This is a genomic window from Mobiluncus sp., assembly GCF_985070215.1.
Window position 1 is genome coordinate 1 of record NZ_CFKZQR010000003.1, and the last position, 25,953, is coordinate 25,953.

A 25,953-nucleotide genomic window follows, 5' to 3' on the forward strand; every position below is an offset into this window, starting at 1 on the left:
AAACAGACGTACCAGCGGAATCTCCTCATCGAGGTCAATATCATCCACCGCCAGATTAACTGCTTCGGAAATCCGGGCTCCTGTCGCGTAGAGGAACTCCAGCAGCGCTCGATCTCGCAACGCATTGTTGTCGCCGGGAGCACTAGCGGCCTCCAGCAGGGCTTGGACTTCTTCCACGGTCAACACCGTGGGCAAATGGGCGCTGACCTTGGCAGGCGCGATGCCTTTTGTCGGATTCGAGTGAGCCGCGCCGGTTTCGTAAGCATAGCGATGCCAAGAGCGCACACTGGCGATGGCACGGCGCGCCGAGGAGGGGGCCACCGCAGCATAGTCACCAAAACCCGCTTCTAGGGCACGTACAAACGACTCCAAAACCGGCAAGGTCACCTCATCGAGACTTTTGACACCGTTAGCGACCAGGAATGCTACGTAACGCCGCAGGTCCCGAGTATAAGCCGCTACGGTATGCGGGGAAGCGCCGCGCTCCACCGCCAGATAGTCCAAGTAGGGTTGGGGGTCCAGCCGTTCCGGATACGCAAAATCGGGGGCAGGTCGCGAGCCCATATCCTCCCCCTTTCACCCGGTTTTTTTATAGTATCGAGTGACGGGGACAAAATCCGCGAGTATATATCCGACTTTCCGATAATTTAGGTGATGAGTTATGACATTTGTGGCAAGTGAACTGGACAAACAGGCGATTAACGCCGCCAAGGCTCTGGCGGCAGACGCGGTAGAAAACGCCGGTAACGGACACCCGGGAACCCCAATTTCTCTGGCTCCCGCCGCTTACCTGCTCTACCAGTATGTGATGCGCAGTGATCCGGCAGACCCCTGGTGGTTGGGCCGAGATCGTTTCGTTCTCAGTGCCGGACACGCCTCGGCTCTGCAGTACGTGCAGCTGTTCCTGGCTGGCTACGGGATAGAGCTGGAGGACCTGAAAAAGTTCCGTCAAGCGGGCGGGCTACTAACCGGCCATCCCGAATACCGTCACCAGCCCGGTGTGGAAGTGACCACCGGGCCTTTGGGCACCGGCATCGCGGCTGCGGTCGGCATGGCGATGGAACAGCGCCGTCTGCGCGGGCTGCTGGACCCGGACGCGGCTCCCGGCGAAAGCCCCTTTGACCATCACATTTATGTGGTGTCCGGAGACGGCTGCCTGCAGGAAGGCATCAGCTACGAGGCGATGTCTCTGGCGGGTACTCAGGAACTCGGAAACCTCATCTACCTATATGACGAAAACCGGATTTCTATCGAGGACGATATTGAGATTGCCTTCACTGAGGATATTCGCGCCCGGTTTGAATCTCAGGGTTGGCACTACCAAGAAGTGTCCTGGGTGCAAGACGACGGGTCTTACGTGGAAAACCTGGAGGCCCTATTTGCCGCGTTCGAGGCCGCAAAAGCCGAAACTCACAAACCCTCGATTATTAAGTTGCGTACCATTATTGGCTGGCCCTCGCCGAACAAACAGAATCAGGGTGGCATTCACGGCTCCGCTCTGGGTACTTCAGAGTTGGAAGGCCTCAAGACCGCGCTGGGGCTTGACCCCACTAAGATGTTCGACATTCCTGCCGAAATTGTCGCTGCTACCAGGGAAAACGTCACCCAGCGCGCCCGGGCATTCCGGGCTGAGTGGGACCCGCGCTTTGCCGCCTGGCAGCAAGCTCACCCACAGCAGGCCGCGTTGCTGAAGCGTTTGCAAGATGGGGAGCTGCCCGCCGATGTGGAGTCGGCGCTGCCGCAGTTCGAGCCTGGCAGCGCAATCGCCACCCGCGCCGCCTCCGGCAAGGTCATCAACGCTTTGGCCGGCGTGCTGCCCGAGTTGTGGGGCGGCAGCGCGGACCTGGCAGGCTCCAATAACACCGCCATCGCCGACGAACCGTCTTTTGCTCCCGCCGACCGCGCCACAAAAGCGTGGACGGAAGTCAGCGAATGGGGTCGCAACCTGCACTTCGGGGTGCGCGAGCACGCTATGGCAGGAATCCTCAACGGCATCGCGACCAGCGGTTTGACCCGACCCTATGCGGGAACTTTCCTGGTGTTCTCGGACTTTATGCGCGGGGCGGTGCGCCTCTCAGCGCTGATGAAGCTGCCGGTCACTTACGTGTGGACCCACGACTCTATCGGGGTTGGCGAGGACGGACCGACCCACCAGCCGGTAGAGACGCTGACCAGCTTGCGCGCCATTCCGAACCTGGCGGTGGTACGTCCCGCGGACGGCGCGGAAACCGCGTATGCCTGGTTAGAGATTATGCGGCGGCGCGGCCCGGCTGGTTTGGCGTTGAGCCGTCAAAAGCTGCCCAATCCCGCACGTGGGGCGGACACCGGCTTGGCCAGCGCGAACAATGTGGCGCGCGGTGGTTATGTGCTGAAAGACTTTGGGGACAATCCCGCGGTCATCTTGCTGGCGACCGGTTCTGAAGTCGCTCTGGCTCTGCAGGCCGGAGAACAGCTGGCTCAGGAGGGCGTGGCGGCACGGGTCGTTTCCCTGCCGTGCCTGGAGTGGTTCGAGGAACAGGACGCGGCCTATCGGGAATCGGTGTTGCCCGCGTCAATCCGCGCCCGGGTGTCCATCGAAGCCGGACTGGCGATGCCGTGGTATCGCTATCTGGGCGACGCGGGGGTAGCCGTCTCGGTGGAAACGTTCGGTACTCCGGCAAGCGGTGCGGATAACTTTGCCCACTTCGGGTTCACCGTGGAAAACGTGGTCGCAAAAGCGAAAGAGAGCCTGGCGAAAGCCTAGGCAAAAGCCCCAGAGACCACTGGAAGCCCCGGAATATTCCGGGGCTTCCACTTTTAAGATTTAATGCGGCTTACTTTTGAGCCGGAGCGGGGCTGGTCGGCAAAGCCGGAGTCGGATTGGCCGGAGCCGTAATGGGTGCGGTAGGCGTCTGATTAGCCTTGGCGTCAGGCGCCGCCGGCTTATCCATGGTGAAAGCGAACAGCACGATGGCAAAGAGCCACACCAGGGACACCACCACGGTCAAAATGTTCAGGTTACGCTGACCCACGCCAGAGGAGGACATAGCCGAAGTCAAGCCGCCGCCGAACATATCGGACATGCCGCCGCCTTGACCCTTGTGCATCAAAATGGACAAAACCAGCAGCAGAGAGGTGATAACCAAAAGCACCTGTGCCACGATGTTGAAAGCAAATAACATGTTTTCCTCTGTGTTTATCTGTTCACGAACTCAGCCTTGCAATGATACCACGACCCGGGTATTAAGATGATTTCGTGACCGCAACACCCAAAGATTTATCCCCTCTCAGCGCCACCACCGCTGTCTTTATCGGCGGCGCACTAGGGTCGCTGCTGCGCTGGGGTGGGTCTTTGGTAGCCCGTAGTGCGTCGTCCTCGCCAAGCTGCCAGGGCCTTTGCCGGGTCATTGTCGGGGGCGGCGGAGTCAACATCGACACCTGGATTTTGAACCTCATTTCGGTGGTGGTGCTGGCATATTTGACGGGTCGTTTGGTGTCTAATCCGCATCGGCATCGTTCCCAAGCCCTGAAGCTGACGATTGGCACCGGATTTTGCGGTGGACTGGGGACTTACGGGGGTCCGGTGTGGCAGATTGTGGTTTATCAACAGTTTCACCTGGGGCACTTGCTGGAGCTGATTGCCATGTTTGCCGTGGCTCTGCCGGCGGGATTGTTTGCGCTGTGGCTGGGAACCCGGAGCGCTTTCGTATCCGGCGACATCTACCGCGACTCTCCCGCTGACTTTACCCTGCCCAATGCTAACGACCCGACCTCCCTGCCCCCCTTGTCCACAGCGGCTGCCTCCGCTGCACCGCCCACTGAGTCTTTGGAAAACGCCCCCACCCGGCCTTCTGACCCAGCACCAGTATCTACCAGCGATAACAGCACGGGGAGGTCAGCATGATTCCCCTCTTCATAGCCCTCGGCGGAGGACTGGGCGCGGCCGCCCGTTTTGGCATGGACAAACTATCCACGCGCTGCATCGACAAGTTTCGAGAGAAGCGCAGCGCCAAACACCCCAGTGAAACCGTGACCGGGAAGCGCTTGTGGGGCGGCTGGGGAATTATTTTCGTCAATATCACGGGGTGTTTCCTGGTGGGCTGGGTCGCGACCGCGCCGTGGCTTGATGTCGTCATGGGCGGGCCGTTACAAGCCCAACTACCCACACACACGGTGGCGGACGTGCTGCAAGCCGGTTTCCTGGGAGCCTACACGACCTTTTCCACCGCCATCATGGACACTATCGGCTATACCTGGAAGCCCAAGTTTGACTTTGTGTACGCCGTGAAAGCCACACTGCTGATAGGTGTGGTCATTTTTATCTGTATCGGGGCGGCGCTGGCGGGCGTGGCGCTGAACACCGGCGTTTTCGTCCTGCCGAGCCTGCATTCCTAGGGGTATCAGCGACAAAATGCCAGTTTGAACACGGCACCAAGAGTACTTCTGGTGGGCTGGGGTTTGGGCATCTGCGCGCCGGATTTTGTCACGTCTAATCACATAAAAACCCTGTACTTGTAGCGGTATTAGATGTAAAATTATGCTATAGCGCTCAGTACAAGATGAAGAGAAAGTGAGGGAAGTTAACATGTACATTTACAGTCTTAGACCTTACGTTCCTCCTCCAGATTATTTGAAGGCTTATTCCACACAGATTGACTCAGTACCGAGTTTCAAGATTGATAGTCTAAATCTAGGTTCACTGATTACTGACAAAGAAGAAATTAGTGATGCCGCTAAATTAGCATCAGCAGCTTTTGAAGATTTCTCCAAAGTAGACAACATATTACGTCGTGAAGATAATTCTTTAACCGCTTTCGCAAAGGAATATGCCCGGCGGCGTGATTTGATTATTAAGGCTGGGGAAACTGATGAGACCTACAAAGCGAATCAAGCGAAGTTGATTGACGCTCTCGATACTGCGATGCGTGATCGAGTTTCAGCCTTTGCTGATGACTGCGTGACACTGATTGGTAAAGTAGCTTCTTTAGTCTCGACTGGGGACGCGGATTTGGTGCAATCTGGCTGGGTGCGAGGCTACCAAGGAAGCGAAAAACTCTGGCTTTCAAGCTCTGAAGAACAAGGAATTAAGGCTGATATCAAAGAAATGTTCTCGCTAGCCATGAAGTCCGGGAGCGAGTCCGTGTCGGCAGGCAAGAACGAAAGTTCGATTCCTAATGGCCAATTCTTAGCCTCTTCTGATTTTGCGGGGCGCTCTTTCTACCGAAAGCTAGAGGATTTTTCAATTCAGATAGTCGATAAAGGTTATACTCGCTGGGCTATGAAAGGAACCGAAGAAGGTGAACGTTCTGTCCGGGCAATCTGTGAGAGGGACAGCCTCGGTCTTAAAGCCTTTCAATATGATTGGGAAACCTTTATTGTCGATATGGAGGATACCTCAGCAATTGAGAAATTCTCTGGCGGTCTCAAAGCCATTTTGAGCCGATTCGATGAAGCAGCGAGCGTACACAAGAGACATAGTGATCTCGAATATGACCAAAGCCCAGCTGTGGACGAGTCAATGAAAAAAGTCGCGGAAAAACTGGATCCCAAGGTTCTCGCTGCGGGGACCAAGACCTTTGAGAAATATGCTCCACGCATTGAACGATTTGCCGATAAACTGTCCGATTCTCAAAAGTCTTTGCTCGGAGTCATGTATCACGATGCCGAAATTCTAGGGACAAAAAACGCTTTTAAGAAAGTCGACGCATTCGCGAAAGCTTTGGCGACTAAAAACTTTTATGGTTTTAAGTTCGAGCCGCTCAGCAACCCCAAGAATTTGACCGTGTTAAACCTGTTGCAATGGTTTAATGATGACGAAGCGAGCACGGGGATCCCCAAGGATCGCGCTCCACAAAAGTTGACAGCTTTCGAGAGAAAGGCGCTAATCACCCAAAAATACCTTCCTCACCTGGTAGTTGGCAACGAGATAATCCAAGATGAGCTTGCTCATGCCCTGTTCAAACAAGGCAAAGCCGACGAGGTTAAGAGATTGAATCTAAAATACTCTAAATAGCTTTACCGCACAGGCAGTGATGACTGGCTGGCATCATAACAACTTCCTCGGCTTTTTCCGAGGTCGCGGTCTCATCGGTGTCGATAGCACAGATAGGCTCACACGCTACCACGCACTTGGCGGCTAACCAATGACGCCAAAACTATAGCCCTGTGCAGCAAAGTAGTCGATAATGCTGGGCAGTGCCGCAACGGTAGCTGTTTTTGGCGCCGAATCGTGCATCAACACGACTGCCACGTTTCCGGTACGCGGAACCTGTGAGCGCATTCGATTCACAAGCTGGTTGGCATTCAACGATCGGCTCAACGCGTCCCCGATTTCCACGTTCCAATCTATCCACGTCATTGCGCGTGAAGCCATCAACTGGTTACAAGGTGCCATGCCGCGCCACGACATCTGTCCTCCCGGATACCGGAAAGCGCCGGTCCCCCACTGGGGACCCAAAATCGAACGCACCGTATCGACCGCCCGGGCGTAATCTGCCCCGACATTCGCCGGCGAACACACGCGCCGAGGGTATAGATACTGATAGTTATGCGAGGCGGTATGCACCGCCACCGCATGACCATTGAGCAGTTCTTGGCGCAAAATCTGTTGGGTAGCGGCACTGCCCAGCTGGTTTGTCGCCACAAAGAAAGTGGCGTGAACTCCGCGGCTCGCTAAAGTCTGCAGGTTCTGGGCGGTGTTGGCGGAGGGGCCATCGTCAAAAGTCAGGAACACGACTTTTTGCTGGGGGTAGGTCGGCGAAGTTTGGCGGCGCAACAGCCAGTCCTGCACCTGCCCAGCCGGATAAACGTAGCTTTGCGCGGCATAGATGTGGTTTTGTCCAGGGACTATATCCGTCGGCCGCACCGGTGGCGGGCACACTTTTCCTGTCGCCTCATTCGACACGGCACCGGTGCCACCGAGGACGGTTTTGGTCTCTACTGTCGAAAGGCGCTTGACTACCGGCTGACTGTTGCACGTCGGTCCGCTGAGTAAAACCGGCAACCCCGCAGCTTTTGCCAGAACCGCTCCGGATAGAGCATCGGGGAAGTTCTGGGCCGAAGTTACCAGTGCCCCAGAAAAGCCTTGGCCCCAGAACTGCTGGGAAACATTAAATGCCGTATCGAAACGGTCAGTTCCGCCCACAGACACCAGGGAAACCCCCGGCAGAGATGCCCGAAGCTGGGCTGAGGCATCGGAAGGGAGTTTTTTCCCGATGACGTAAACAGTTTGGGGTTTCAGACGTTTCAGTTCTGTCAAAGTTGTGGCATCAAATCCCGCGGGATTGCTCAGCAACAGCGGCGCTCCCAGGCGGGCCGCAGCCGGTCCCGCCACCAGCGCGTCAGGAAAATCGCTGCCGGAAACCAACATCACCGAATCAGTTTCCGAACCCCAAAAATGCTGCGAAACCGCTGCTGCTGTCTGGTATCGGTCCTCTCCGGAAACTCGCAGCAGCTTCGCGCCAGGCAGGATTGTTTCCAGGCGGTTTTCCATCCCCATATCGATTGCACCCGAACCTCCCACCAGCAGGATTTGCTTCGGATTGAGACGTTTTAACTCAGCCGCGGTCGATGGTGGCAAGCTGGAGTGAGCGGTCAGCAACAAGGGTGCGCCCAAACGCGCCGCGGTGGCGCCCGCCACCAGACCGTCAGGATAATTTTCCCCGCTGACCAGCACGGCTGTGCCCGCCGAAACGGGAAAAATCGTGCGGCTGATTTTAACGGCAGTTTCGTACCGGTCCGCTCCGTCCAGACGTTGCTGGTTAGCCACCTGGACCGAAGGAAGGGCTTGGGGCGTTGTCTCAAAAGCCAACGTGGTTGCGTTGGCCGCGGAATATGCCCCACCAGATGAGGCCACGAACAGTACGGCTGCCAGCAATCCTGCCTTTGCGTTCATGATTGAGATTCCTTCCACGATGACGTGCAAAATTCACTATAGCTTTGTTTTGCTGTGGGATGCCACCCCCGCGATGCGGTCAGTCAGAAAGAAAAATTTTCCCGGGGAGACTACTGATTATCAATAGCCTCCCCGGGAGAGTTTTAGGGTGTGTGTGCCGTGGCGTTACTCACCGAGGCGGCAAATCTTGCCAAATTCTTCGGCTTTCAGAGAAGCTCCGCCGACCAAGCCGCCGTCCACGTTAGGTTGAGCCATGAGCTCGGCCACGTTCGCGGACTTCACCGAACCGCCGTAGAGGACGCGGATTCCATCAGCGGTTTCCTGACCGTAAAGCTCCGCCAGCTTGGCGCGGATAGCCCCGCAGACTTCCTCAGCGTTTTCCGGGGTCGCGGTCTCGCCCGTGCCAATCGCCCAGATAGGTTCATAGGCGACCACACACTTGGCGGCGTCCGGGGTAGGGATAGCGTCAAAAGCGGCTGCAATCTGCGCCAAAACGTGCTCAACGTGCTTTCCAGCCTTGCGCACCTCCAGAGCCTCGCCGCAGCAGATAATCGGTACCATACCCGCCGCCAGAACCTTGCGCGCCTTTTCATTAACGACAGCGTCGCTTTCCTGGTGATATTCGCGGCGTTCCGAGTGACCCACCACCACGTAGGTGCAGCCCAGCTTGGTCAGCATCGCGGTGGACACTTCGCCGGTGTAGGCACCGTTGTCGTGAGTGGAGACGTCTTGCGCGCCGTACTTAATCTTCATATCGTCACCATCAATGGTGGTCTGTACCGAACGAATGTCGGTAAACGGCGGAATGACCGCCACTTCCACCTTGCTAAAGTCGTGACGATGATCTTGCAGATCAAGGTTCAGCTGATTGACCAACTGAATTGCCTCGAGGTGGTCGAGGTTCATCTTCCAGTTGCCTGCCATCAGGGGAATACGTGCCATGCTTAGGCCTCCAATACTTCAATACCGGGCAAAACCTTGCCCTCCAACAATTCTAGTGATGCTCCGCCACCGGTTGAGATGTGGCTGAACTTGGACTCATCAAAGCCCAGCTGGCGCACCGCTGCCGCGGAGTCCCCGCCGCCCACGATGCCAAAGGCAGTGCCGTCCTGCAATGCCTTTGCTACCGCTTTCGTGCCGCCCGCGAAAGCCGGGAACTCGAACACACCCATCGGGCCGTTCCACGCCACGGTCTTTGACTCGGCAATCTTCGCGGCAAAGAGTTCACCCGATTTCGGCCCGATATCCAGGCCCATCTGGTCCTCGGGGATAGCATCGGCGGCCACTACGGTTGCCGGGGCGTCAGCCTTAAACTCGGGAGCCACCACGACGTCTACCGGCAGCACCAGTTCAACGCCGTTTTGTTTCGCCTGATCCAGGTAGCCTTTCACGGTGTCAATCTGGTCGGATTCCAGCAGGGACTTGCCTACTGCGTACCCTTGCGCCGCCAGGAACGTAAACGCCATACCGCCGCCAATCAGCAAGGTGTCGGCTTTCGTCAATAGGTTCGCGATAACGCCGAGCTTGTCGGAGACTTTCGAGCCGCCCAGCACCACCGTGTAAGGCCGCTCCGGGTTCTCGGTGGCCTTGCGCAGGGATTCGATTTCCTTTAACACCAGGAAACCAGCCGCTGCAGGCAGCAGTTTCGCCACGTCATAAACCGAAGTTTGCTTACGGTGCACCACCCCGAAGCCATCGGACACGTAGCAATCCGCCAACGCCGCCATTTCAGCCGCGAAAGCAGCGCGTTCGGCATCGTCTTTCGAGGTTTCACGAGGGTCGAACCGGACGTTTTCCAGCATAAGGATTTCGCCGGATGCCAGGGCGGCAGCTTTCGCTTTCGCGTCCGCTCCGGTCGTGTCCTCAGCCAAAGTGACCTTGACCCCAATCAGTTCAGCAAGGCGCTGCGCTACTGGAGCCAGAGAAAATTCGGGCATAACCTGGCCTTTAGGACGCCCCAGGTGAGCCATAGTGATAACTTTCGCTCCGCTGTCCAGCAACTTTTGCAGGGTGGGCAGCGCCGCGCGGATACGCCCATCGTCAGTAATGACGCCGTCCTTGAGAGGCACATTAAAGTCGCAGCGCACCAAAACGCGCTTGCCGCTCAAATCTCCCAAGGAATCGATAGTTTTCAGCATATTTATTCCTTTCCTTAAACACTAGGAAAATGCGAGAGGACGCCCGCAAATCGCGTAGAAATGCAGGCGTCCTATCTCACTCAAAACTCCTGAATTAGAGCTGCTTGCCCATGAACATGGTCAGGTCAACCACGCGGTTAGAGTAGCCCCATTCGTTGTCGTACCAGGACACGCACTTAATCATGTTGTCGATCTGCTTGGTCAGCGGTGCATCGTAAATGGATGAGTGCGGGTCGGTGACGATGTCGGTAGAAACAATGCCATCGTCGTTGTAAGCCAAAATACCCTTCAAAGAGCCCTCGGCAGCAGCCTTCATCGCGGCATTAATGTCATCGATAGAGCAGGACTTCTTCGGGATGAAGCTCAAGTCGGTGACGGAGCCGGTAATCACCGGCACGCGCAAGGCGTAACCATCGAGCTTGCCCTTCAACTGGGGAAGCACCAGGGCGACCGCACGGGCAGCACCGGTGGAAGTCGGCACAATGTTTTGGGCCGCAGCGCGGGCGCGACGCAAGTCCTTGTGCGGAGCATCGTGAATGCGCTGGTCGCCGGTGTAGGCGTGAATAGTGGTCATCAAACCATATTCAATGCCGAACTCGTCGTCCAGGACCTTGGCCATGGGGGCCAAGCAGTTCGTGGTGCAAGAAGCGTTAGAAACCACGTTATGCTTTGCCGGATCGTAAGTCTCATGGTTTACACCCATGACGAAAGTTGCATCCACGTTGCCCTTGGCGGGAGCGGAGATAATAACTTTCTTGGCACCAGCCTTAATGTGGGCGCGAGCCGCGTCTCCATCGGTAAAGAAGCCGGTGGATTCAATCACAATATCCGCACCCAAATCGCCCCAAGGCAGGTTGGCGGGGTCACGCTCTGCCATCGCGGCAAATTTCTTGCCGTCAACGGTAATGGAATCGTCATCATAGCTGACTTCCCTGCCCAGGCGGCCGGTCACCGAATCATATTTCAACAGGTGAGACAAAGTATGGTTGTCGGTCAAGTCGTTCACGCCAACAATCTCGATGTCCGCGCCCTGCTCCAGGGCGGCGCGGAAGAAGTTACGACCAATACGGCCAAAGCCATTAATGCCAACACGGACAGTCACAGTTTCCTCCATCTTGTGCAACTCTGTGCACATGTAGGTTCTTTAGTTATTCAATCCCGGCAGTGAATGCACTGCGGAACCCGGTCAAAAATGTCGACCAGCCCTTAAAACCTACCTGAAACACACCTATAAATCATCAGAAATCGCAGTTAAATTCCGGTTAATTTCGCTCTTATGCGCCAAAACCGTCCCGAAAATCCCGAATTATTAATTCACAGCGCACCCGTTTCGACACCGCGGACCCGCAGGCCGAGCCCCTTGGCGGGGGACAAAACCGCAAACCAACCCGAAAAAGGACGTAGGATTCAGGTATGACCAAGATTGATGTTTTTTCTAAAGATTTGCCCGCCCTGTCCACTCCCCTGGTGCTTGCTGTCGCCAAAGAAGGCCAGGAACTGCAGGTTCCCACTTTTCCCGCCCTGCGGGATTTTGCCCGCGCTGCCGGAGTGACCGGAAAACTCGGAGAGGTCAACAGGGTTCCCTCCCCGCATGATTTTTCCGCCGCGTTCGTCGTGTTTGTCGGAGTCGGCTCCCCGAAAAATACCGCCGAAACGCTCCAGAACTTCCGCGAAGCGGCCGGCAACGTGACCCGTAGCGTCAACAGTGAAGAACTCGCTTTTTCTTTCCCCACAAAGAACCATGAGGAAGTCCTGGCCATGGTCGAGGGGGCGCTTCTGGGGGCCTATCGTTTTGGAAAGTATCAGTCCAAACCCGCCAAAACCCTGAAAACTCTGTGCATTCCGGCTCACGATGCTCTCAGCGATACGGAGCGGGCCCAACTGCAAACTACCGTCAAGGCGGTCACGCGAGTCCGCGACCTGGTGAACACTTCCCCCTCCGAGCTGTACCCCGAATCTATGGCCAAAGCGTTCCAGAAAGCCAGCAAGAACCTGCCGGTCAGCTTTGAAAAGTGGAGTTACCGGGACCTCAAAGACCAGGGCTTCGGCGGCCTCGTTGCGGTAGGGAAAGGCTCCAAGCGCAAGCCCTGCCTGGTGAAGTTGACCTACGCGCCCGAGGGAGCGAAAGCGCATGTCGCCCTGGTCGGCAAGGGCATCACTTTTGATTCCGGTGGTTACAGTCTGAAACCCAGCAATTTCATGCTCACGATGAAATCAGATATGACCGGCGCCGCCACCATGGGAGCGGTGTGCTTAGCGGCGGCGGAAATGGGTCTGCCGGTGAAAGTCACGGCGTGGCTGTGCTTGGCGGAAAACCTGGTCAGCGGCAACGCATCGCGGGTCGATGACGTCATCACGATGAAAAGCGGGAAAACCGTGGAAATTACCAACACCGATGCGGAAGGACGGTTGGTGCTGGCAGACGGTTTGACTATGGCTGTGGCGCAGCATCCCGACTTGGTCATCGACATGGCCACCCTGACCGGTGCCCAGAGAATTGCTTTCGGTACTCGCATGGCCGGAGTGATGGGATGCCAAAAGGACCGGATACGCGATGCCTCCGTGGCGGTCGGGGAACCGGCTTGGACGGCGCCGCTGCCGGAATACCTGTTGGAGCACTTGCATTCTGACGTGGCTGACATCGCGAATTCTTCCTCGAAACGCGAAGCCGGCATGCTGGTGGCCGGGATTTTCCTGAAACAGTTTGTTGGCGACACCCCGTGGGCGCATATCGATATTGCCGGTCCGGGCTTTAATACCAGTTCAGCCTGGGGATACACCCCGAAAGGCGGTACTGGTTACGGGGTGCGTACCCTGCTGCGGGTCATTGCCGAAATGGGACGCTAACGGCAGTTTTCTCTCACCCTGTTTGCATTAACACATGTAAAACGTTTAGTGAAAGAATGAACCTGCTGAGAATTTTGTTCCTTTGACAGAACTGGAGTTGAACATTGAGCGAAGAACAATACGATGTAGTGATTTTAGGCGGCGGAAATGGCGGTTACGCTTGTGCTTTGCGAGCAACTTCTCTGGGAATGAGCGTCGCTCTGGTCGAAGCGGACAAAGTTGGCGGCACCTGTTTGCACCGCGGTTGCATACCGACCAAGGCTTTGCTGAGAGCCGCGGAAGTTGCTGATACCGTGCACGAGTCCTCGGATTGGGGAGTCATTTCCGCCTTTAACGGCGTCGATATGGCTAAGGTACTGGAGTTCCAGAGCGGAATCATCAACAAAATGCATCGTGGCCTGTCCGGGTTGATTAAGAGCCACAAGGTCGAGTTCGTCAACGCTCACGGCGTGCTCAGCGGAGTCGATACGGTCACCGCTGGAGACCGGGTGCTCAAGGGCAAGAACATCGTTTTGGCCTCCGGTTCCGTCACCAAGACGTTGGGAATGAACTTGGGCGGACGCATTATCGGTTCCGAGCACGCCCTGTTCCTCGATCATGTTCCCAGTTCAGTAGTCATTTTGGGCGGCGGGGTCATTGGTGTCGAGTTTGCTTCCGTGTGGAAGTCTTTCGGGGCAGACGTCACCATCGTTGAGGCTTTGCCACGCTTGGTGCCTAACGAGGACGAGGACATTTCTAAGGGCTTGGAAAAGGCTTTCAAAGCGCGCGGGATTAAGTTCATGACTAACACCCGGTTTAAGAACGCTATAGAGGACGGGTACGGGGTAACGGTCAACACCGAGGACGGTCAGACTCTCCGTGCTGATTACCTGCTGGTAGCGATTGGACGCGGCCCGAACACAGCGAACATGGGTTACGAGGCACAGGGCATCCCGATGGATCGCGGTTTCGTGTTGGCCAACGAACGCCTGCACACCGGAGTGGGGAATATTTATGCAGTCGGAGACATTGTGCCCGGTCTGCAGTTGGCGCACCGCGCCACGATGCAGGGGGTCTTTGTCGCAGAGGAAATCGCAGGACTGAACCCGCGTGTCGTGCCCAATGACAACATTCCGCGCGTAACGTTCTGCGAACCCGAAATTGCCTCCGTGGGCTTGACCGAAGCGAAAGCCAAGGAAGTTTACGGCGCGGACAATGTCATCTCGAAGCAGTCCAATATGTTGGGCAATGCGAAGTCGCAAATGCTGAAAGCCGCCGGGTTCGTGAAGCTGATACAGGTCAAGGACGGTCCGATTGTGGGTTTCCACGCTTTGGGTCAGCGTATCGGGGAACAGATTGGTGAGGGTCAGCTCATTGTGAACTGGGAAGCTGATGCCGAGGATTTGGCTTACCTGATGCACACCCACCCGACTCAAAACGAGATGATTGGTGAAGCGGCGATGGCTTTGGCTGGCAAGCCGCTGCACGGCTGAAACTTCGAGAAAAGTCAATCAAGGGAGAAGGACGAAATAATGGCTCAATCAGTTGCAATGCCCGCGCTCGGAGAATCGGTGACCGAAGGTACCGTGACGGCTTGGTTAAAGAAAGTCGGGGACACTGTCGCCCTAGACGAACCCCTCCTGGAAGTCTCGACAGATAAGGTCGACACGGAGATACCCAGTCCCGTTGCGGGCGTGCTGACCAAGATTTTGGTGCCAGAGGACGAAACGGTTGACGTAGGCACCATTTTGGCTGAAGTCGGCGAGGCTTCAGAAGTCAGTGCCACCCCGGCTGTTCCGGCGGCACCGGCGGCTCCAGAGTTGCCGAATCCCGAAATTCCCTCTACCGTCACGGCTGGTAGCGATGGCGGCGCGCAGGTTGAGTGGTCCTATCCGACAGTTCCGCCGATTCCTCCGAAGGCTGAGGAGATTCCAGCTCCTCCGGTTCCCCCGGTTCCTCCGGTCCCCCCGGCGGCTCCGGCGGTGAGTGGAACGGGTCAGCCCATTAAGATGCCGGCGTTAGGTGAATCCGTCACCGAAGGCACCGTCACGAAATGGCTAAAGAACGTCGGCGACACCGTCGCCTTAGACGAACCCCTCCTAGAAGTCTCCACCGACAAAGTCGACACCGAAATCCCCTCACCCATAGCCGGCACCATCACCCAAATCGTCGTCACCGAAGACGAAACCGTAGATGTCGGCACCGTACTGGCCTACGTGGGCTAGAGCCGGATTCCCGAAATAACCCGCTCAATCGAGTCGGACCACCGAAGCAATCTTCCACGGATTGCCGGATAACAGAATCTCAGATTCCGTATCGGGAATGGCCGCGATTTGGTGGCGGTTCCCGATACGGTCAATTTGGGTGTAGGCGCCTTGCGTCAGAGTCACCTGCAGACGCACTGAACGCGTATTCTTGCCGGCGCCGCCCTTATTGCCCGCCACGATAGTCGCTGACTTCACCGCGGTGGACAGGCCCTCAACCTGGGCTTGACTGGCCTGCAAAGTGGCCAGCAAACTCGCATCGGCGGACCCGGCTATCGAATCCTTGACACTGAGTTTCTCTAAAGCCGCCCGGTCCTGGCGTGTCAGGGCCGCATCGCGTTTGGTCAGCAACAGCTGCAGGATTTCTTGGGCCGAAGCATCGTCCGTGATGGGATCGCGCAAGTTCGGGGTTTTCGCTTGACTATCCGGTGAATTAGGCAACAGGTCAGCCGGTGGTGTGGCTGGTGACGTGACTGCGGGAGTTGCCGGTTCCGCGAGGCTTTCGGACGGCATCATCGCATCGGGCTGGGACGCAGCAGTGTGGTGCGGCAAGTTTGGCGTGTTGGAACTGCCTTTTTGAATCGCACCGGGGCCGGACGAGGTGTTATCCGTCAAAAGCGCCGCCGCGCTCGGTTTTGCGGACTGTGCGGGCAACGCTTGGGCCGCGCTTGGTAGCTCTGCCAGTCGTGGAAACAAGACCGCTCCCAGCGCCAGCGCCGCTCCCGCCAAAGCCGGCAGTCCCCAGCGCAATATCGGGCTGGACGGGCGAGTTTCGTGGCGTTGGCGCCGCGCTGGCACCGGACGGCGCGACCGCGAAACCAGTTCAGTAGCCACGTCTCGTCCCGCTGCCCGCATCCGTGCCGCCATCAGCTCCGACCCGCCCAGCAGGTCAATGCCACAGCACGGCAGACTCTCCCACGCCTCGGCAAGTTCCCCCGCGCTGGGTCGCGCGCTCGCCACCGGGTTCAACGCAGCTTTCAACAGACCCGCATCCATCCCCAATGCCAGCAGCACCTGCGCCATCGCATACACATCACCGGCTTGATTCGCCGCCACACACACCCCGGTATCAACAGCGGATGCCGCCTCCGGTCCAGAGGCTTCTCCCGCCGCGGTGCTCCAGGTGAGCCCCTCCGTCTCTGGCGCGCTAAACGCCCGGGTCGTCCCCACGTCACCGAGCAGGTCTACCAGAACCACCCGGCCTTGTGCCGTCACCATCAGATTCGCCGCCGAAACGTCCCCGTGACTCAAACCGACCTCGTGCAGCGCCGCCAAACCTCGAGCCAGGGACAGCGCGATGAAGTTGACCTGCGGCGTACTGAACTCGCGTCCCGCCCGCAACACTTCCAGGTCTTGCCCGTCCAGATACTCAAAAATAGCCACGTAGCGGCCATCGGTCAGTTTGCGCAACTCGTGGAGTTTCAGCAGGTTCGGGCACGATACCTTTCGCAACGTCCGCAGTCGGGACTCCAGCTGAGCCGACAGCGTGCCGCCCAACAGCTGCAGCGCGTGGGTACCGCCCTGGTCGTCTACCACCCGCCACATGGGGCCGCTTTTACCAAACCCAACCGGTTCATATAAGACATAGCCAACAAGTTCCATAGCTCAATATATATCTAATTACATAAACAAAAATCAACAGACATTTTCAAACCTGTGGATAACTTTGGACACGGCGGCAGAACTCGGTTTACCCCGAGAGCAAAAATCCCCTAAGATAAAGGCGATGGCTAAGAAAAACAACACCGCGACCGGGGGCGACACCTCCGGGAAGAAACGCAATATATTCCAAAACTTAAAGGACTCTTTCACCATTGTGAGGCGGTCCTTCCCGTGGATTGTGTGGGCGATTTTGGCGACTCTGGTAGTGGCGGAAGCCTTGACCGTGTGGTACATGATTGCGGGCAAACACTGGATTATGGGGGCAATCACCATTGTTCTGGTGCTGATGGTTGTGCCGATGGCCTGGATTTCCGCGTTTTTGTCACGGGCTATGCTGCGCCAGATTGAAGGCATGAAGGGCTGTGTCGGGGCGCTGCGCCAGCTGCTGCGCCGGTCCTGGTTTGCCGAGGAAGAGCCCGTTGCGGTTAACAAGGATCAGGACTTGGTGTGGCGTTTCGTAGGGCCTCGCGGGATTTTCCTGGTCAGTGAGGGACCGCACACTCGCGCCAGCAAGCTGCTCAACGATGAGATGAAAAAGACCACGCGGGTCGTTGCTCAGGTGCCGGTACATGCCGTGGAATGCGGTACTGAAGACGGCCAGGTTCGCTTGGAACACGTGATGAAAGCCATGTATAAAGCGCCACGCGCTTTGAATCGAAACGAGATTCCCGCGGTGCAAAAACGACTGCTCGCGATTCACCGCAATCAGGGGCTGCCCATCCCCAAAGGGATTGATCCCTATCGGGTTCGCCCTAATCGGCGCGCTTTGTACGGATAAAATTTCCCACGGCCGTCCCGGATATGCGGGATGAAAAATTATTACAATTTCTCTATTTTTATGCGCTAAGACTTGCATAAAGTTGCATGGCTCTGTAAATTTATACCGATAGTTCATTTACACGACCGTCAACAAGGAGAATCTCATGCGTCGTCTTACCGTTGCCATGCTTCTAGCTGCAGCCTCTCTGGGCTTAGCCGGATGCTCTACTGCTTCCACAGGAAACGCAGGTAGCGACGATGCTGCTAATCCGCAATCCAATTCCACCGCCGCTTTCGATTTTTCGACGATTAAGCCCGACCCCAAGGTTGAGGAGCTGGTTCCTGCCGACGTGAAGGAACGCGGAGTGCTGCGCAACGGCGCTTCTACCAGCTACGCTCCGGCGGAATTCCTGATGGAGGACGGCACTACCCCCACCGGCTACGAAGTGGACATGGTAAAGGCCATTGCCCTGACAATGGGTCTGGAGGACGGCACCACCACTACCGAAGCGTTCGGAGCGCTGCTGCCCAAGATTGGCACGACTTACGATTTGGGGGCATCGTCGTTCACGGTTACGGAAGAACGCGTTGCTAATTACGACATGCTGGCTTATATGGATATGGGCTCACTGTTCGCGGTGGCGAAAGGCAACCCGCAGGGCTTCGACCCCCAGGACGTTTGCGGCAAAACCATCGGGGTTCAAACCGGCACCTTGCAGGAAACGGAACTGTTGCCGAAAATGAGCGAACAGTGCGAAGCCAGCGGCAAACCGCCGGTCGTCATTCAAAAGGAAGAGCTGCTGTCTAATGTGTTCCCGAAAGTCATTTCGGGACAGTATCAGGCGATGCTCGCCGATGATCCGGTCACGACCTATTACGTGAAACAGACCCGCGGTCAGATGGAGCAAGTCGGCGAGATTCTGGACCCCAGCCCCATCGGGATTGTGGTGGATAACCAAAATCAACAGCTGTCCGCCGCAATCAAAGCGGCGATGGATTCCCTGCTGGCCTCGGGCAAACTGCGCGAAATTATGGATAACTACGGCGCTGGCGCGGGCCTGTACGACGCGGTGGAACTGAAAACTTCCGTAGGAAAGTAACCCGGCATCCCAGCCTTTTGACGTCTCACTTTCTGCCCCGGGCTTCTGAACGAAAACCGCATCGGTGAGACTGCACAAAGTAAACGAATCGAAGGAAGAAAACGCATGAGCGAAGACAACCTAGAATTCAACCATCCCCGACCGGTGTTCCGTTTGGGCAGGTGGGTCAGCGTGGCGGTGGTCGCGCTGGTGGTGTTGGGGCTGATTAATTCCCTCTTCACCAACCCCAACTACCACTGGGAAATGGTGTGGGCGTACTTGACGCACCCGAACTTGATTAAAGGCATCGGTTTCACTCTGGCGCTGACGGTAGGAGCGATGACTATCGGCGTCACCCTGGCTATTACCATGGCGGTCATGCGCCAGTCTCCGAACCCGGTGCTGAAAGGCGTTGCCTGGTTCTATATCTGGTTCTTCCGCGGCACCCCGATTTACACCCAGTTGATTTTTTGGGGCTTGTTGCCGACGCTCTACCCGATGATTACCCTGGGGATTCCTTTCGGACCTCAGCTGTTTGCGGTGGAAACGAAGCTGGTGCTAAACATGTTCTGGTCAGCCATGCTGGGACTGGGCTTGAACGAGGGCGCCTACCTGGCTGAAATCGTGCGCGCCGGGTTGAACTCGGTCAATCCCGGACAGTGGGAGGCGGCGACCGCGCTAGGCATGAAACGCGGCATGATTTTGCGCCGCATCATCATTCCCCAAGCCATGCGCGTCATTGTCCCGCCCACCGGCAACGAAACGATTTCCATGCTGAAAACGACTTCCCTAGTCTCGGTGGTTCCGTTTACCTTGGAGCTAAACTTCCAGGCCCAAAACCTCGGACGCCTGACTTTCATGCCGGTGCCGATGATGATTTGCGCCGCCATCTGGTATCTGCTCATCACCTCAATCCTGATGGTGGGCCAATACTACCTTGAGAAATACTTTGGCAAAGGCTTTAACGCTCAACAAGCCACCACTTCGCCGCGCCACAAAACTCTCAGCGCAGCCCCGGAAACGAAAACGCTATTGGATGTGAAATCTTGAGTAACGACCTGATGACAAACAGTCCTCTGGACACTGCAGACCTCGGAGGCATCGTCGATGCTTTCCCGGATTTGCAGCCGGGAGAACTCATTCCCGCCCCCGCAGATGTGGCAGGCACCATGGTGGCTTTGCGCAATGTCCACAAGTACTTCGGTCACCTGCATGTGTTGAAAGGCATTGACTTAGACATTCACAAGGGCGAGGTGTGCGTTCTCATTGGCCCTTCCGGTTCGGGTAAATCTACAGTTTTGCGCTGCATTAACCAGCTGGAAACCATCACTTCGGGACGGATTTACTTGGACGGTCAACTGTTGGGTATGTCCGAGGAAAAGGCCCCGCTACCGGGTCGGAAGCGCTCGTGGTATCTGAAAACCGGCGCTTTGACGGAGCGGAACACGGTCCTGCGCGAACTGCCCGATAAAGTCGTGTCCGCCCAACGGGAACGTATCGGCATGGTATTCCAGCGTTTCAACCTGTTTCCTCACAAGACCGCGCTTGAAAACGTCATGGAAGCCCCGGTTCACGTCTTGCGGAAATCCCGGGACGAAGCTACCGAGCAGGCTCGGCAACTGCTTGATCGGGTCGGTCTGGGCGACCGAATGGAGCACTACCCGTCCCAGCTGTCCGGCGGCCAGCAGCAGCGGGTGGCGATTGCTCGCGCTTTGGCGATGGACCCCGAACTGATGCTGTTCGACGAACCGACCTCCGCCCTCGACCCCGAACTGGTCGGAGAAGTGCTACAGGTCATGAAAGATTTGGCGAGGGACGGCATGACCATGATGGTGGTGACCCACGAAATCGGTTTTGCCCGCGAAGTCGGTCACACCCTGGCTTTCATGGACGAGGGACAAATCATGGAAATCGGCAGTCCCGCCGAGGTGTTGGATAATCCCCGCGAGGCCCGCACCCGCGAGTTCGTCTCGAAAGTGCTCTAGCTATAGGCCAAACCACGCCTGAATCACCTCTGTTCCGCCGTTTGCCGCCACGCCGAAACCGATGGCCAGCGACACTGCCGCAACCGGAATGGCTGTCAGCAAATCCAGCAGCACGTGTTGCTTGGTGAACTGGGTAGCCAGGATAATGGCCAGAGACACCAGCAGCGAAATGACTCGTAGCCACCAAGGCATTTGATTGGTCACCACAGCCACGAAAGCAATCATCATCGAGGTGGAACAGTGCAGGCTGGGGGCGCAATTGACCCCGCGATAACTCGTCTTATAGACCAGCGCTAACACGCGCTCGGTCCTGCCCTGACCCAGCTTTTCACGCTGAAAGGTCGTGGGATACGCCAGGTAGGCTACAACTGAGATGACCACGCAAAATATCCACGCTATCTGGAGCGCCACCCAGTTGCCTGGTGAAAAATAGTACAACCCAATCGGGAATATCACGATGAGTGGAAACCACAGCACATAGGGATAGACAAAAGCGGGAATGCGCGGGATACGCTGATCCAGCCGGCGTTGAGGATTATGAAACACTTGCTGGAAACGCTCCGAGCCGAAGTACAGGATAATCTGAATCACCAGGATAACGGCCTGAATAATTGTTAACTTGGCTAGGGTGTTCACGGTTCTAGGTTTTCTGTTCTGCAGGTTTCCGGGACGGTGTCGCGTCGTTGATACTGGCCGGGTGGCTCAGCTGAACAACACGGCTTCCAGTTGTTCGCGGGCTTCTTTGGAGGTGCGCGGCTGAGCTCCGGGTACCACCGGCCAATCCTCCACTTTACGATCCGACCATAACTCGGCTTTCCAACCGGCGGTCGGACTGCCGGTAGCCATCGTGAGGGAACAGTTTAGGCAAGGGAACTGCGATAACAGGTCAAGGGTCAGGCCCTCGATGCGGTTTGCGCCCCACACGCGCATAATCGCGCCGTGGATGATGACCACCACTGTGGCCTGCGGATCGTCCTCCAAGCCGGCGCACAGCCGCGCAATGCCCCGGTCGAAACGCGCCAAAGTTTGGGCCCCGGTTTCCGCTCCGGGCATCCTCCGGTCCAGGTTGCCGGTCCCCCAGTCGATAGCGGTATAGAGGTATTCTCTGGTGTCCTGTTGGGTCGTGGACATTTCCAGCAGTCCGGCTCTCACTTCGCGAAAATCGGGGTCTACCTGTACGGGAAGGCTAAATTCCTGAGCCAGCGGCTCGGCGGTTTGGCGCGCCCGGAGGATGAAGGAGCTGGCCAAACGCTGCGGAGCCACCCCCACCAGCTGGTGATACTTCTCAACCAAAGCCGCTGCCTGCTCGCGCCCCGTGGCGTTTAAAGAACGCCCCGGCCAAGCCGTATCCAAAGCCCCCGAGAGGTTCGAGTCGGTTTGTCCATGACGAATCAATACCAGTCGCAACGTTGTTCCTTTCTGTGCCCATCCCACCTTAGCGCGTTTTCCTGCTCCGGACTGATTTGGCAGACTGACGTTCCATTCTAGGCCGAAAAAGCGATATCAATTCTTGCCCCGGCGAGGCCAGCGAGGTTCAGGAGCAGCCGGGGTAGAAATTAAAATACTCATCTCAATGAAACCTAGATCCCTCACACCAGGACAAGTTTTCCGCGATATTGCAACAATAAAGTATTTTGTTTTAAGTCTTGACTTAATTGCTTGCGTAGAGTAATCTTGCAACAACGAGTTTGATTGCCTGGCATCCAATGAAGTAGCCGGCAACGCATAACCTAACCTCGAGGGAGGGACAATGAAGTTTACTGACGGCTATTGGTTGAATCGCGATGGATGGAAAGTATTTCACCCCCGCCAGATAGTAGACGTACAGGTGAAAAACGAAACGGTGAGAGCTGTCGCTTCCACCAAGATATTGAATAAACGCGGAGACGAACTCGACTCGACCCAGTTGACCATCAGCCTCACACCTGTATCCGACGGAATAATCAAAGTTAGGCTCGAGCACTACCGCGGTTACCTGGAACCCGAACCTCATTTTGCGCTTAACACTGAGGCTTTCGGGCAAGTACAAGCAGATAAAGAGCACCTACGTGCTGTGGTAATAGCAGGTGATTTACAGGCTGAAATTTCAGGCGCTGACGATTACAACCTCGTTTTCACCAGTCCTGACCACGAACTTACACGGTCAAAGTTACGGTGCGAAGGTATTGCGATTTCCCCGACAGGAGAAAAATACCTCCATGAACAGCTGGTAATACAGCCCGGGGAATCCGTTTATGGCCTGGGTGAACGTTTCGGACCGGTAGTGAAAAACGGCCAGATTGTGGATATGTGGAACGCAGACGCGGGCACCGCTTCCGAACAAACGTACATCAATGTTCCGTTTTACCTGACAAATCGCGGTTATGGAATTTTTGTAAATCACCCTGAAAAAGTTTCTTTTGAAGTCGGGTCAGAGGTTAACACGCGCGTTCAGTTCTCAGTTCCAGGGGAATTCTTGGAGTACTACGTCATCTACGGCCCTACCCCCAAAGAAATCTTGAACCGATACACGAAATTGACCGGTCGTCCTCCCCAGCTTCCTGCCTGGTCTTACGGATTGTGGCTCTCGACCTCATTCACCACCGATTATTCAGAGGATACGGTCAACAGTTTCATCGATCAGATGGAGCAACTTAGCATCCCCCTCTCGGTGATGCACTTCGACTGCTACTGGATGCGCCCCTCGCACTGGTGCGATTTCACGTGGGATCCGGAAAAATTCTCAGACCCGCATGGTATGCTGCGTAGGCTGCACGAACGGGGTATAAAAGTTTGTGTCTGGATTAACCCCTACGTTGGTCAACAGGGTGAAATTTGGCAAGAGGGGAAAGACAAAGGGTATTTCCTGAAGAAAACCGACGGCTCAGTGCGTCAATGGGATCATTGGCAGTCCGGTATGTCGTGGGTAGACTTCACCAATCCTGACGCTAGGCAATGGTACAAAGAACATCTGAAAACTTTGCTTAAACAAGGAGTAGACTGTTTCAAAACCGATTTCGGCGAACGGGTCCCTACGGACGTAGTTTGGCATAACGGCGCTAATCCCGAACGGATGCACAACTATTACACGCACCTCTACAACCAGACTGTTTTTGAAGCCCTCAAAGAGGCTCGCGGGCACGAGGAAGCCATCGTGTTTGCGCGATCTGGCACCGCTGGTGGCCAGCAATTCCCGGTGCATTGGGGCGGAGATAGCGAACCGACTTTTGAGTCTATGGGCGAGACTCTCCGCGGCGGCCTGTCGCTTGGACTGAGCGGATACGGGTATTGGAGCCACGACATGGGCGGATTCGAAGGAAAACCCAACCCGAACGTGTTTATTCGATGGCTGCCTTTCGGTTTGTTATCTTCCCACTCACGACTCCACGGCTCGTCCTCTTACCGGGTACCTTGGATTTATGGGGATGCGGCAGTCAAGACTGCCCAGCGTTTCACCGCTTTGAAAAATCGCCTCATGCCTTACCTGATGACAATCGCTCGAGAAGCGAGCCAAACCGGGACCCCGATGTTACGCCACATGATACTGGAACATCCCGAAGACAGAGGTTCAGCAAACGTCGATACCCAGTACTATTTAGGTGACAAAATCTTAGTTGCCCCGGTGTTTACCGATGAAGGGACTGTTCAGTACTACCTACCGACCGCGGGTTGGACTAACTTTCTGGATGGCACCCGCAAAGACCAGCTTGGCTGGCATACCGAAACTCACGAGCTGGATTCTCTTCCAGTGATGATTCCAGACGGCACGGTGCTGCCTCTAGGCGCTAACTCGAAACGACCTGACTACGACTGGAACGAGGGCGTCTGCCTCTACATTTTCAATCCGCCACCGGGCGAAACTACGCTCAGAGTGCCCGGCCAGTATGACGATGAGTTGTTCCACATTTCCCGCAGGGGTCCGGAAGTTGAAATTCTCAGCGAATCAGAGAAAACTTGGTCCGTTTGTGTTGTCACCAAGCAAGATGTTCAGGTAGTCAGTGGGCAGGTAACTGATGAGTCTTTCTGTCCAGAAGTCGTTTCCGGGCTAAGAATACTGCCGCAAACCGGGCCAGATGTCGGTAACAAGCGTGTAATATCTTATCAATTCATTGAAACAAACAAGTAACTAATACGAAGGAGAGGACTATGGAAGTCAGTATGAGAAAGCGGGCTATTGCCTTGGCCGCCGCAGCTCTAGTAGCGATGAGCGGTGCCCTAACTGCTTGTAGCTCAGCAGGAGGCTCCGCCAGCAGCTCAGGGGAAATTGAAGTCTGGGATTATGAGGGCCAAGGAGTTTCCAATGAAGCAATGGAATCAGCCGTCAAGGCCTTTGAATCTGAGAATCCTGATTTAAAGATTAAACGCACCTCATTTGCTTTTGGAGATTTATCCAAATCTATCGTCCAAGGCGGTGTAGGTGGCGAAGTGCCTGATGTGGCCATTATCGACAACGTAGACAACCAGAATTTTGCTGCCCTCGGTCTGCTCCAAGACATTACCTCGGAAGTGTCTTCGCTGAAAGACGAATACTTCGAAGGACCGTGGAACTCTACGCAACTGGACGGCAAAACGTTTGGGCTTCCCATGAACTCAAATAACCTGGCTTTGTTCTATAACAAGACTATGTTTGCCCAAGCCGGTATCACGGAGCCGCCAAGTACTTGGGAGGAATTGGCCACCACAGCCAAGAAACTTGCTACCGGTGGAAAATCCGGCTTGGCGATTTCAGGTGTCAAGAATGAACAAGGGACTTTCCAAGTACTGCCCTTTGTTTGGCAAGCCGGCGGCGACATTGACAATTACGCTAAGTACGGTGGCGAAGCCTTGAGCTTCCTCAAAAAGATGATTGACGATGGCGCTATGTCCTCGGCCGTATCTAACTATTCCCAGGAAGATGCCCGCACCCAGTTCACGACAGGACAAGTGGCAATGATGGTCAACGGTCCGTGGGAGATTTCCAACCTGAAGGACGTTGACTTTGAGTGGGGCGTAGCTCCTTTACCGAAGGGACAACGTGTTGCGACCGGTCTGGGCGGTGAAAACATCGTGGCTTTCGCGAGTGCCAAGAACCCGGAAGGAGCACTGAAATTCGTGAAGTGGATGGCCTCTCAGAAGGGCGTTCAGACATTCTGCGATATCTCAGGACAGCTCTCACCCCGCCCGGATTTATCCGGAAAGTTGAAGCTATCCAGCGATGCGAATATGCAAGTCTTTGAAAAACAAATGCAAGATACGCATGCACGCTCGTACGGTGAGAACTACAACAAGATTTCCGAAGCCGTTCAGCTTTCCATCCAGGAAGCTTTAACCGGAGCTAAGAGCCCTGAAATAGCCGCTAAGGATGCTGAAACAACTATTTCTGAACTCTTGCCCAAGAAATATAGTTAG

22 protein-coding genes and 1 pseudogene are annotated in these 25,953 nt (G+C 56.0%); 13 read left to right on the plus strand and 10 right to left on the minus strand.

The features are described from left to right. The coding region (locus AC5LBQ_RS01005) for a tyrosine-type recombinase/integrase (protein WP_493264352.1) at window positions 1-564 on the minus strand (564 nt) is incomplete at its 3' end. A gap of 97 nt (window positions 565-661) precedes the next feature. Here AC5LBQ_RS01005 and tkt point away from each other — a divergent pair. Then, window positions 662-2,743: a transketolase gene (tkt, locus tag AC5LBQ_RS01010; RefSeq protein WP_493264353.1), complete on the plus strand. Its 2,082-nt coding sequence runs from the start codon at window positions 662-664 to the stop codon at window positions 2,741-2,743. A 70-nt stretch (window positions 2,744-2,813) separates the two neighbouring features. Here tkt and secG read toward each other — a convergent pair whose 3' ends face one another. Beyond that, window positions 2,814-3,161, minus strand: a complete 348-nt coding sequence (gene secG / locus AC5LBQ_RS01015) for a preprotein translocase subunit SecG (RefSeq protein WP_297346386.1) — start codon at window positions 3,159-3,161, stop codon at window positions 2,814-2,816. Between the two features lie 74 nt (window positions 3,162-3,235). Here secG and AC5LBQ_RS01020 point away from each other — a divergent pair, with 74 nt between their 5' ends. The 3 genes from AC5LBQ_RS01020 (at window position 3,236) to AC5LBQ_RS01030 (ending at window position 5,992) form a co-directional block, all read left to right on the plus strand. Then, complete coding sequence (locus tag AC5LBQ_RS01020; protein ID WP_493264354.1) at window positions 3,236-3,883, plus strand: fluoride efflux transporter FluC; 648 nt, start codon at window positions 3,236-3,238, stop codon at window positions 3,881-3,883. Next, on the plus strand, window positions 3,880-4,374 hold the full coding sequence (locus tag AC5LBQ_RS01025; protein ID WP_493264355.1) for a fluoride efflux transporter FluC: 495 nt from the start codon (window positions 3,880-3,882) through the stop codon (window positions 4,372-4,374). Before AC5LBQ_RS01020 ends, AC5LBQ_RS01025 begins: the two co-directional genes overlap by 4 nt. A 190-nt stretch (window positions 4,375-4,564) precedes the next feature. Further along, complete coding sequence (locus AC5LBQ_RS01030; protein WP_493264356.1) at window positions 4,565-5,992, plus strand: hypothetical protein; 1,428 nt, start codon at window positions 4,565-4,567, stop codon at window positions 5,990-5,992. On the opposite strand, the gene AC5LBQ_RS01035 is transcribed toward AC5LBQ_RS01030, so the two are convergent. The 5 genes from AC5LBQ_RS01035 to gap all read right to left on the minus strand — a co-directional run bounded on the left by AC5LBQ_RS01035 (window position 5,985) and on the right by gap (window position 11,113). Further along, a complete protein-coding gene (locus AC5LBQ_RS01035) occupies window positions 5,985-6,104 on the minus strand; it encodes a hypothetical protein (protein WP_493264357.1) in 120 nt (39 codons plus the stop codon). The genes AC5LBQ_RS01030 and AC5LBQ_RS01035 overlap by 8 nt on opposite strands. An 11-nt stretch (window positions 6,105-6,115) precedes the next feature. Next, the gene (locus tag AC5LBQ_RS01040) at window positions 6,116-7,873 is read right to left on the minus strand and encodes a cell wall-binding repeat-containing protein (protein ID WP_493264358.1); all 1,758 of its coding nucleotides are present in this window, start codon (window positions 7,871-7,873) and stop codon (window positions 6,116-6,118) included. A 165-nt stretch (window positions 7,874-8,038) separates the two neighbouring features. Continuing rightward, window positions 8,039-8,815 carry a triose-phosphate isomerase gene (gene tpiA, locus AC5LBQ_RS01045; protein WP_004010716.1) on the minus strand — a complete coding sequence of 259 codons (777 nt, stop codon included), beginning with the start codon at window positions 8,813-8,815 and terminating at the stop codon, window positions 8,039-8,041. Window positions 8,816-8,817: 2 nt separating this feature from the next. Further along, window positions 8,818-10,008, minus strand: coding sequence for a phosphoglycerate kinase (locus tag AC5LBQ_RS01050; protein ID WP_307742438.1), 1,191 nt, complete (start codon window positions 10,006-10,008; stop codon window positions 8,818-8,820). 97 nt (window positions 10,009-10,105) lie between these two features. Then, on the minus strand, window positions 10,106-11,113 hold the full coding sequence (gene gap, locus AC5LBQ_RS01055; RefSeq protein ID WP_493264359.1) for a type I glyceraldehyde-3-phosphate dehydrogenase: 1,008 nt from the start codon (window positions 11,111-11,113) through the stop codon (window positions 10,106-10,108). A gap of 311 nt (window positions 11,114-11,424) precedes the next feature. Between gap and AC5LBQ_RS01060 the strand changes: the two genes are divergently transcribed. The 3 genes and pseudogenes from AC5LBQ_RS01060 to AC5LBQ_RS01070 form a co-directional block, all read left to right on the plus strand. Then, entirely contained in the window at window positions 11,425-12,858 is a 1,434-nt protein-coding gene (locus tag AC5LBQ_RS01060) for a leucyl aminopeptidase (RefSeq protein ID WP_493264360.1), read from the plus strand. Window positions 12,859-12,962: 104 nt separating this feature from the next. Further along, complete coding sequence (lpdA, locus tag AC5LBQ_RS01065) at window positions 12,963-14,330, plus strand: dihydrolipoyl dehydrogenase (protein ID WP_493264361.1); 1,368 nt, start codon at window positions 12,963-12,965, stop codon at window positions 14,328-14,330. Window positions 14,331-14,369: 39 nt separating this feature from the next. Beyond that, a pseudogene (locus AC5LBQ_RS01070) lies at window positions 14,370-15,059 on the plus strand (biotin/lipoyl-containing protein); the annotation flags it as partial. Between the two features lie 27 nt (window positions 15,060-15,086). Here the strand turns inward: AC5LBQ_RS01070 and AC5LBQ_RS01075 are convergent. Next, window positions 15,087-16,703: a protein kinase domain-containing protein gene (locus AC5LBQ_RS01075; RefSeq protein WP_493264362.1), complete on the minus strand. Its 1,617-nt coding sequence runs from the start codon at window positions 16,701-16,703 to the stop codon at window positions 15,087-15,089. A gap of 124 nt (window positions 16,704-16,827) precedes the next feature. On the opposite strand from AC5LBQ_RS01075, the gene AC5LBQ_RS01080 reads away from it, so the two are divergent. The 4 genes from AC5LBQ_RS01080 to AC5LBQ_RS01095 all read left to right on the plus strand — a co-directional run bounded on the left by AC5LBQ_RS01080 (window position 16,828) and on the right by AC5LBQ_RS01095 (window position 20,586). Next, entirely contained in the window at window positions 16,828-17,541 is a 714-nt protein-coding gene (locus AC5LBQ_RS01080) for a DUF4191 domain-containing protein (RefSeq protein WP_295026951.1), read from the plus strand. Window positions 17,542-17,686: 145 nt separating this feature from the next. Beyond that, a complete protein-coding gene (locus AC5LBQ_RS01085) occupies window positions 17,687-18,622 on the plus strand; it encodes a transporter substrate-binding domain-containing protein (protein WP_493264363.1) in 936 nt (311 codons plus the stop codon). A gap of 105 nt (window positions 18,623-18,727) precedes the next feature. Beyond that, on the plus strand, window positions 18,728-19,651 hold the full coding sequence (locus AC5LBQ_RS01090; RefSeq protein ID WP_295026947.1) for an amino acid ABC transporter permease: 924 nt from the start codon (window positions 18,728-18,730) through the stop codon (window positions 19,649-19,651). After that, window positions 19,648-20,586 carry an amino acid ABC transporter ATP-binding protein gene (locus AC5LBQ_RS01095; RefSeq protein ID WP_493264364.1) on the plus strand — a complete coding sequence of 313 codons (939 nt, stop codon included), beginning with the start codon at window positions 19,648-19,650 and terminating at the stop codon, window positions 20,584-20,586. The genes AC5LBQ_RS01090 and AC5LBQ_RS01095 overlap by 4 nt, the downstream gene beginning before the upstream one ends. Here AC5LBQ_RS01095 and AC5LBQ_RS01100 read toward each other — a convergent pair whose 3' ends face one another. Then, the gene (locus tag AC5LBQ_RS01100; RefSeq protein ID WP_295026944.1) at window positions 20,587-21,222 is read right to left on the minus strand and encodes a phosphatase PAP2 family protein; all 636 of its coding nucleotides are present in this window, start codon (window positions 21,220-21,222) and stop codon (window positions 20,587-20,589) included. A gap of 66 nt (window positions 21,223-21,288) precedes the next feature. Beyond that, on the minus strand, window positions 21,289-21,993 hold the full coding sequence (locus tag AC5LBQ_RS01105; RefSeq protein ID WP_295026943.1) for a histidine phosphatase family protein: 705 nt from the start codon (window positions 21,991-21,993) through the stop codon (window positions 21,289-21,291). 343 nt (window positions 21,994-22,336) lie between these two features. On the opposite strand from AC5LBQ_RS01105, the gene yicI reads away from it, so the two are divergent. Continuing rightward, window positions 22,337-24,691 carry an alpha-xylosidase gene (gene yicI / locus AC5LBQ_RS01110; protein ID WP_295026941.1) on the plus strand — a complete coding sequence of 785 codons (2,355 nt, stop codon included), beginning with the start codon at window positions 22,337-22,339 and terminating at the stop codon, window positions 24,689-24,691. Window positions 24,692-24,711: 20 nt separating this feature from the next. After that, window positions 24,712-25,953 (plus strand): ABC transporter substrate-binding protein, encoded by a 1,242-nt coding sequence (locus tag AC5LBQ_RS01115; protein WP_493264365.1) that lies wholly within the window; start codon window positions 24,712-24,714, stop codon window positions 25,951-25,953.

Coding starts and splice junctions, on each gene's coding strand:
- AC5LBQ_RS01030 (WP_493264356.1), top strand. CDS start 4,565: ATGTACATTTACAGTCTTAGACCTTACGTTCCTCCTCCAGATTATTTG.
- AC5LBQ_RS01075 (WP_493264362.1), bottom strand. CDS start 16,703: ATGGAACTTGTTGGCTATGTCTTATATGAACCGGTTGGGTTTGGTAAA.
- AC5LBQ_RS01040 (WP_493264358.1), bottom strand. CDS start 7,873: ATGAACGCAAAGGCAGGATTGCTGGCAGCCGTACTGTTCGTGGCCTCA.
- tpiA (WP_004010716.1), bottom strand. CDS start 8,815: ATGGCACGTATTCCCCTGATGGCAGGCAACTGGAAGATGAACCTCGAC.
- AC5LBQ_RS01060 (WP_493264360.1), top strand. CDS start 11,425: ATGACCAAGATTGATGTTTTTTCTAAAGATTTGCCCGCCCTGTCCACT.
- AC5LBQ_RS01115 (WP_493264365.1), top strand. CDS start 24,712: ATGGAAGTCAGTATGAGAAAGCGGGCTATTGCCTTGGCCGCCGCAGCT.
- AC5LBQ_RS01085 (WP_493264363.1), top strand. CDS start 17,687: ATGCGTCGTCTTACCGTTGCCATGCTTCTAGCTGCAGCCTCTCTGGGC.
- AC5LBQ_RS01080 (WP_295026951.1), top strand. CDS start 16,828: ATGGCTAAGAAAAACAACACCGCGACCGGGGGCGACACCTCCGGGAAG.
- yicI (WP_295026941.1), top strand. CDS start 22,337: ATGAAGTTTACTGACGGCTATTGGTTGAATCGCGATGGATGGAAAGTA.
- AC5LBQ_RS01025 (WP_493264355.1), top strand. CDS start 3,880: ATGATTCCCCTCTTCATAGCCCTCGGCGGAGGACTGGGCGCGGCCGCC.
- tkt (WP_493264353.1), top strand. CDS start 662: ATGACATTTGTGGCAAGTGAACTGGACAAACAGGCGATTAACGCCGCC.
- AC5LBQ_RS01090 (WP_295026947.1), top strand. CDS start 18,728: ATGAGCGAAGACAACCTAGAATTCAACCATCCCCGACCGGTGTTCCGT.
- secG (WP_297346386.1), bottom strand. CDS start 3,161: ATGTTATTTGCTTTCAACATCGTGGCACAGGTGCTTTTGGTTATCACC.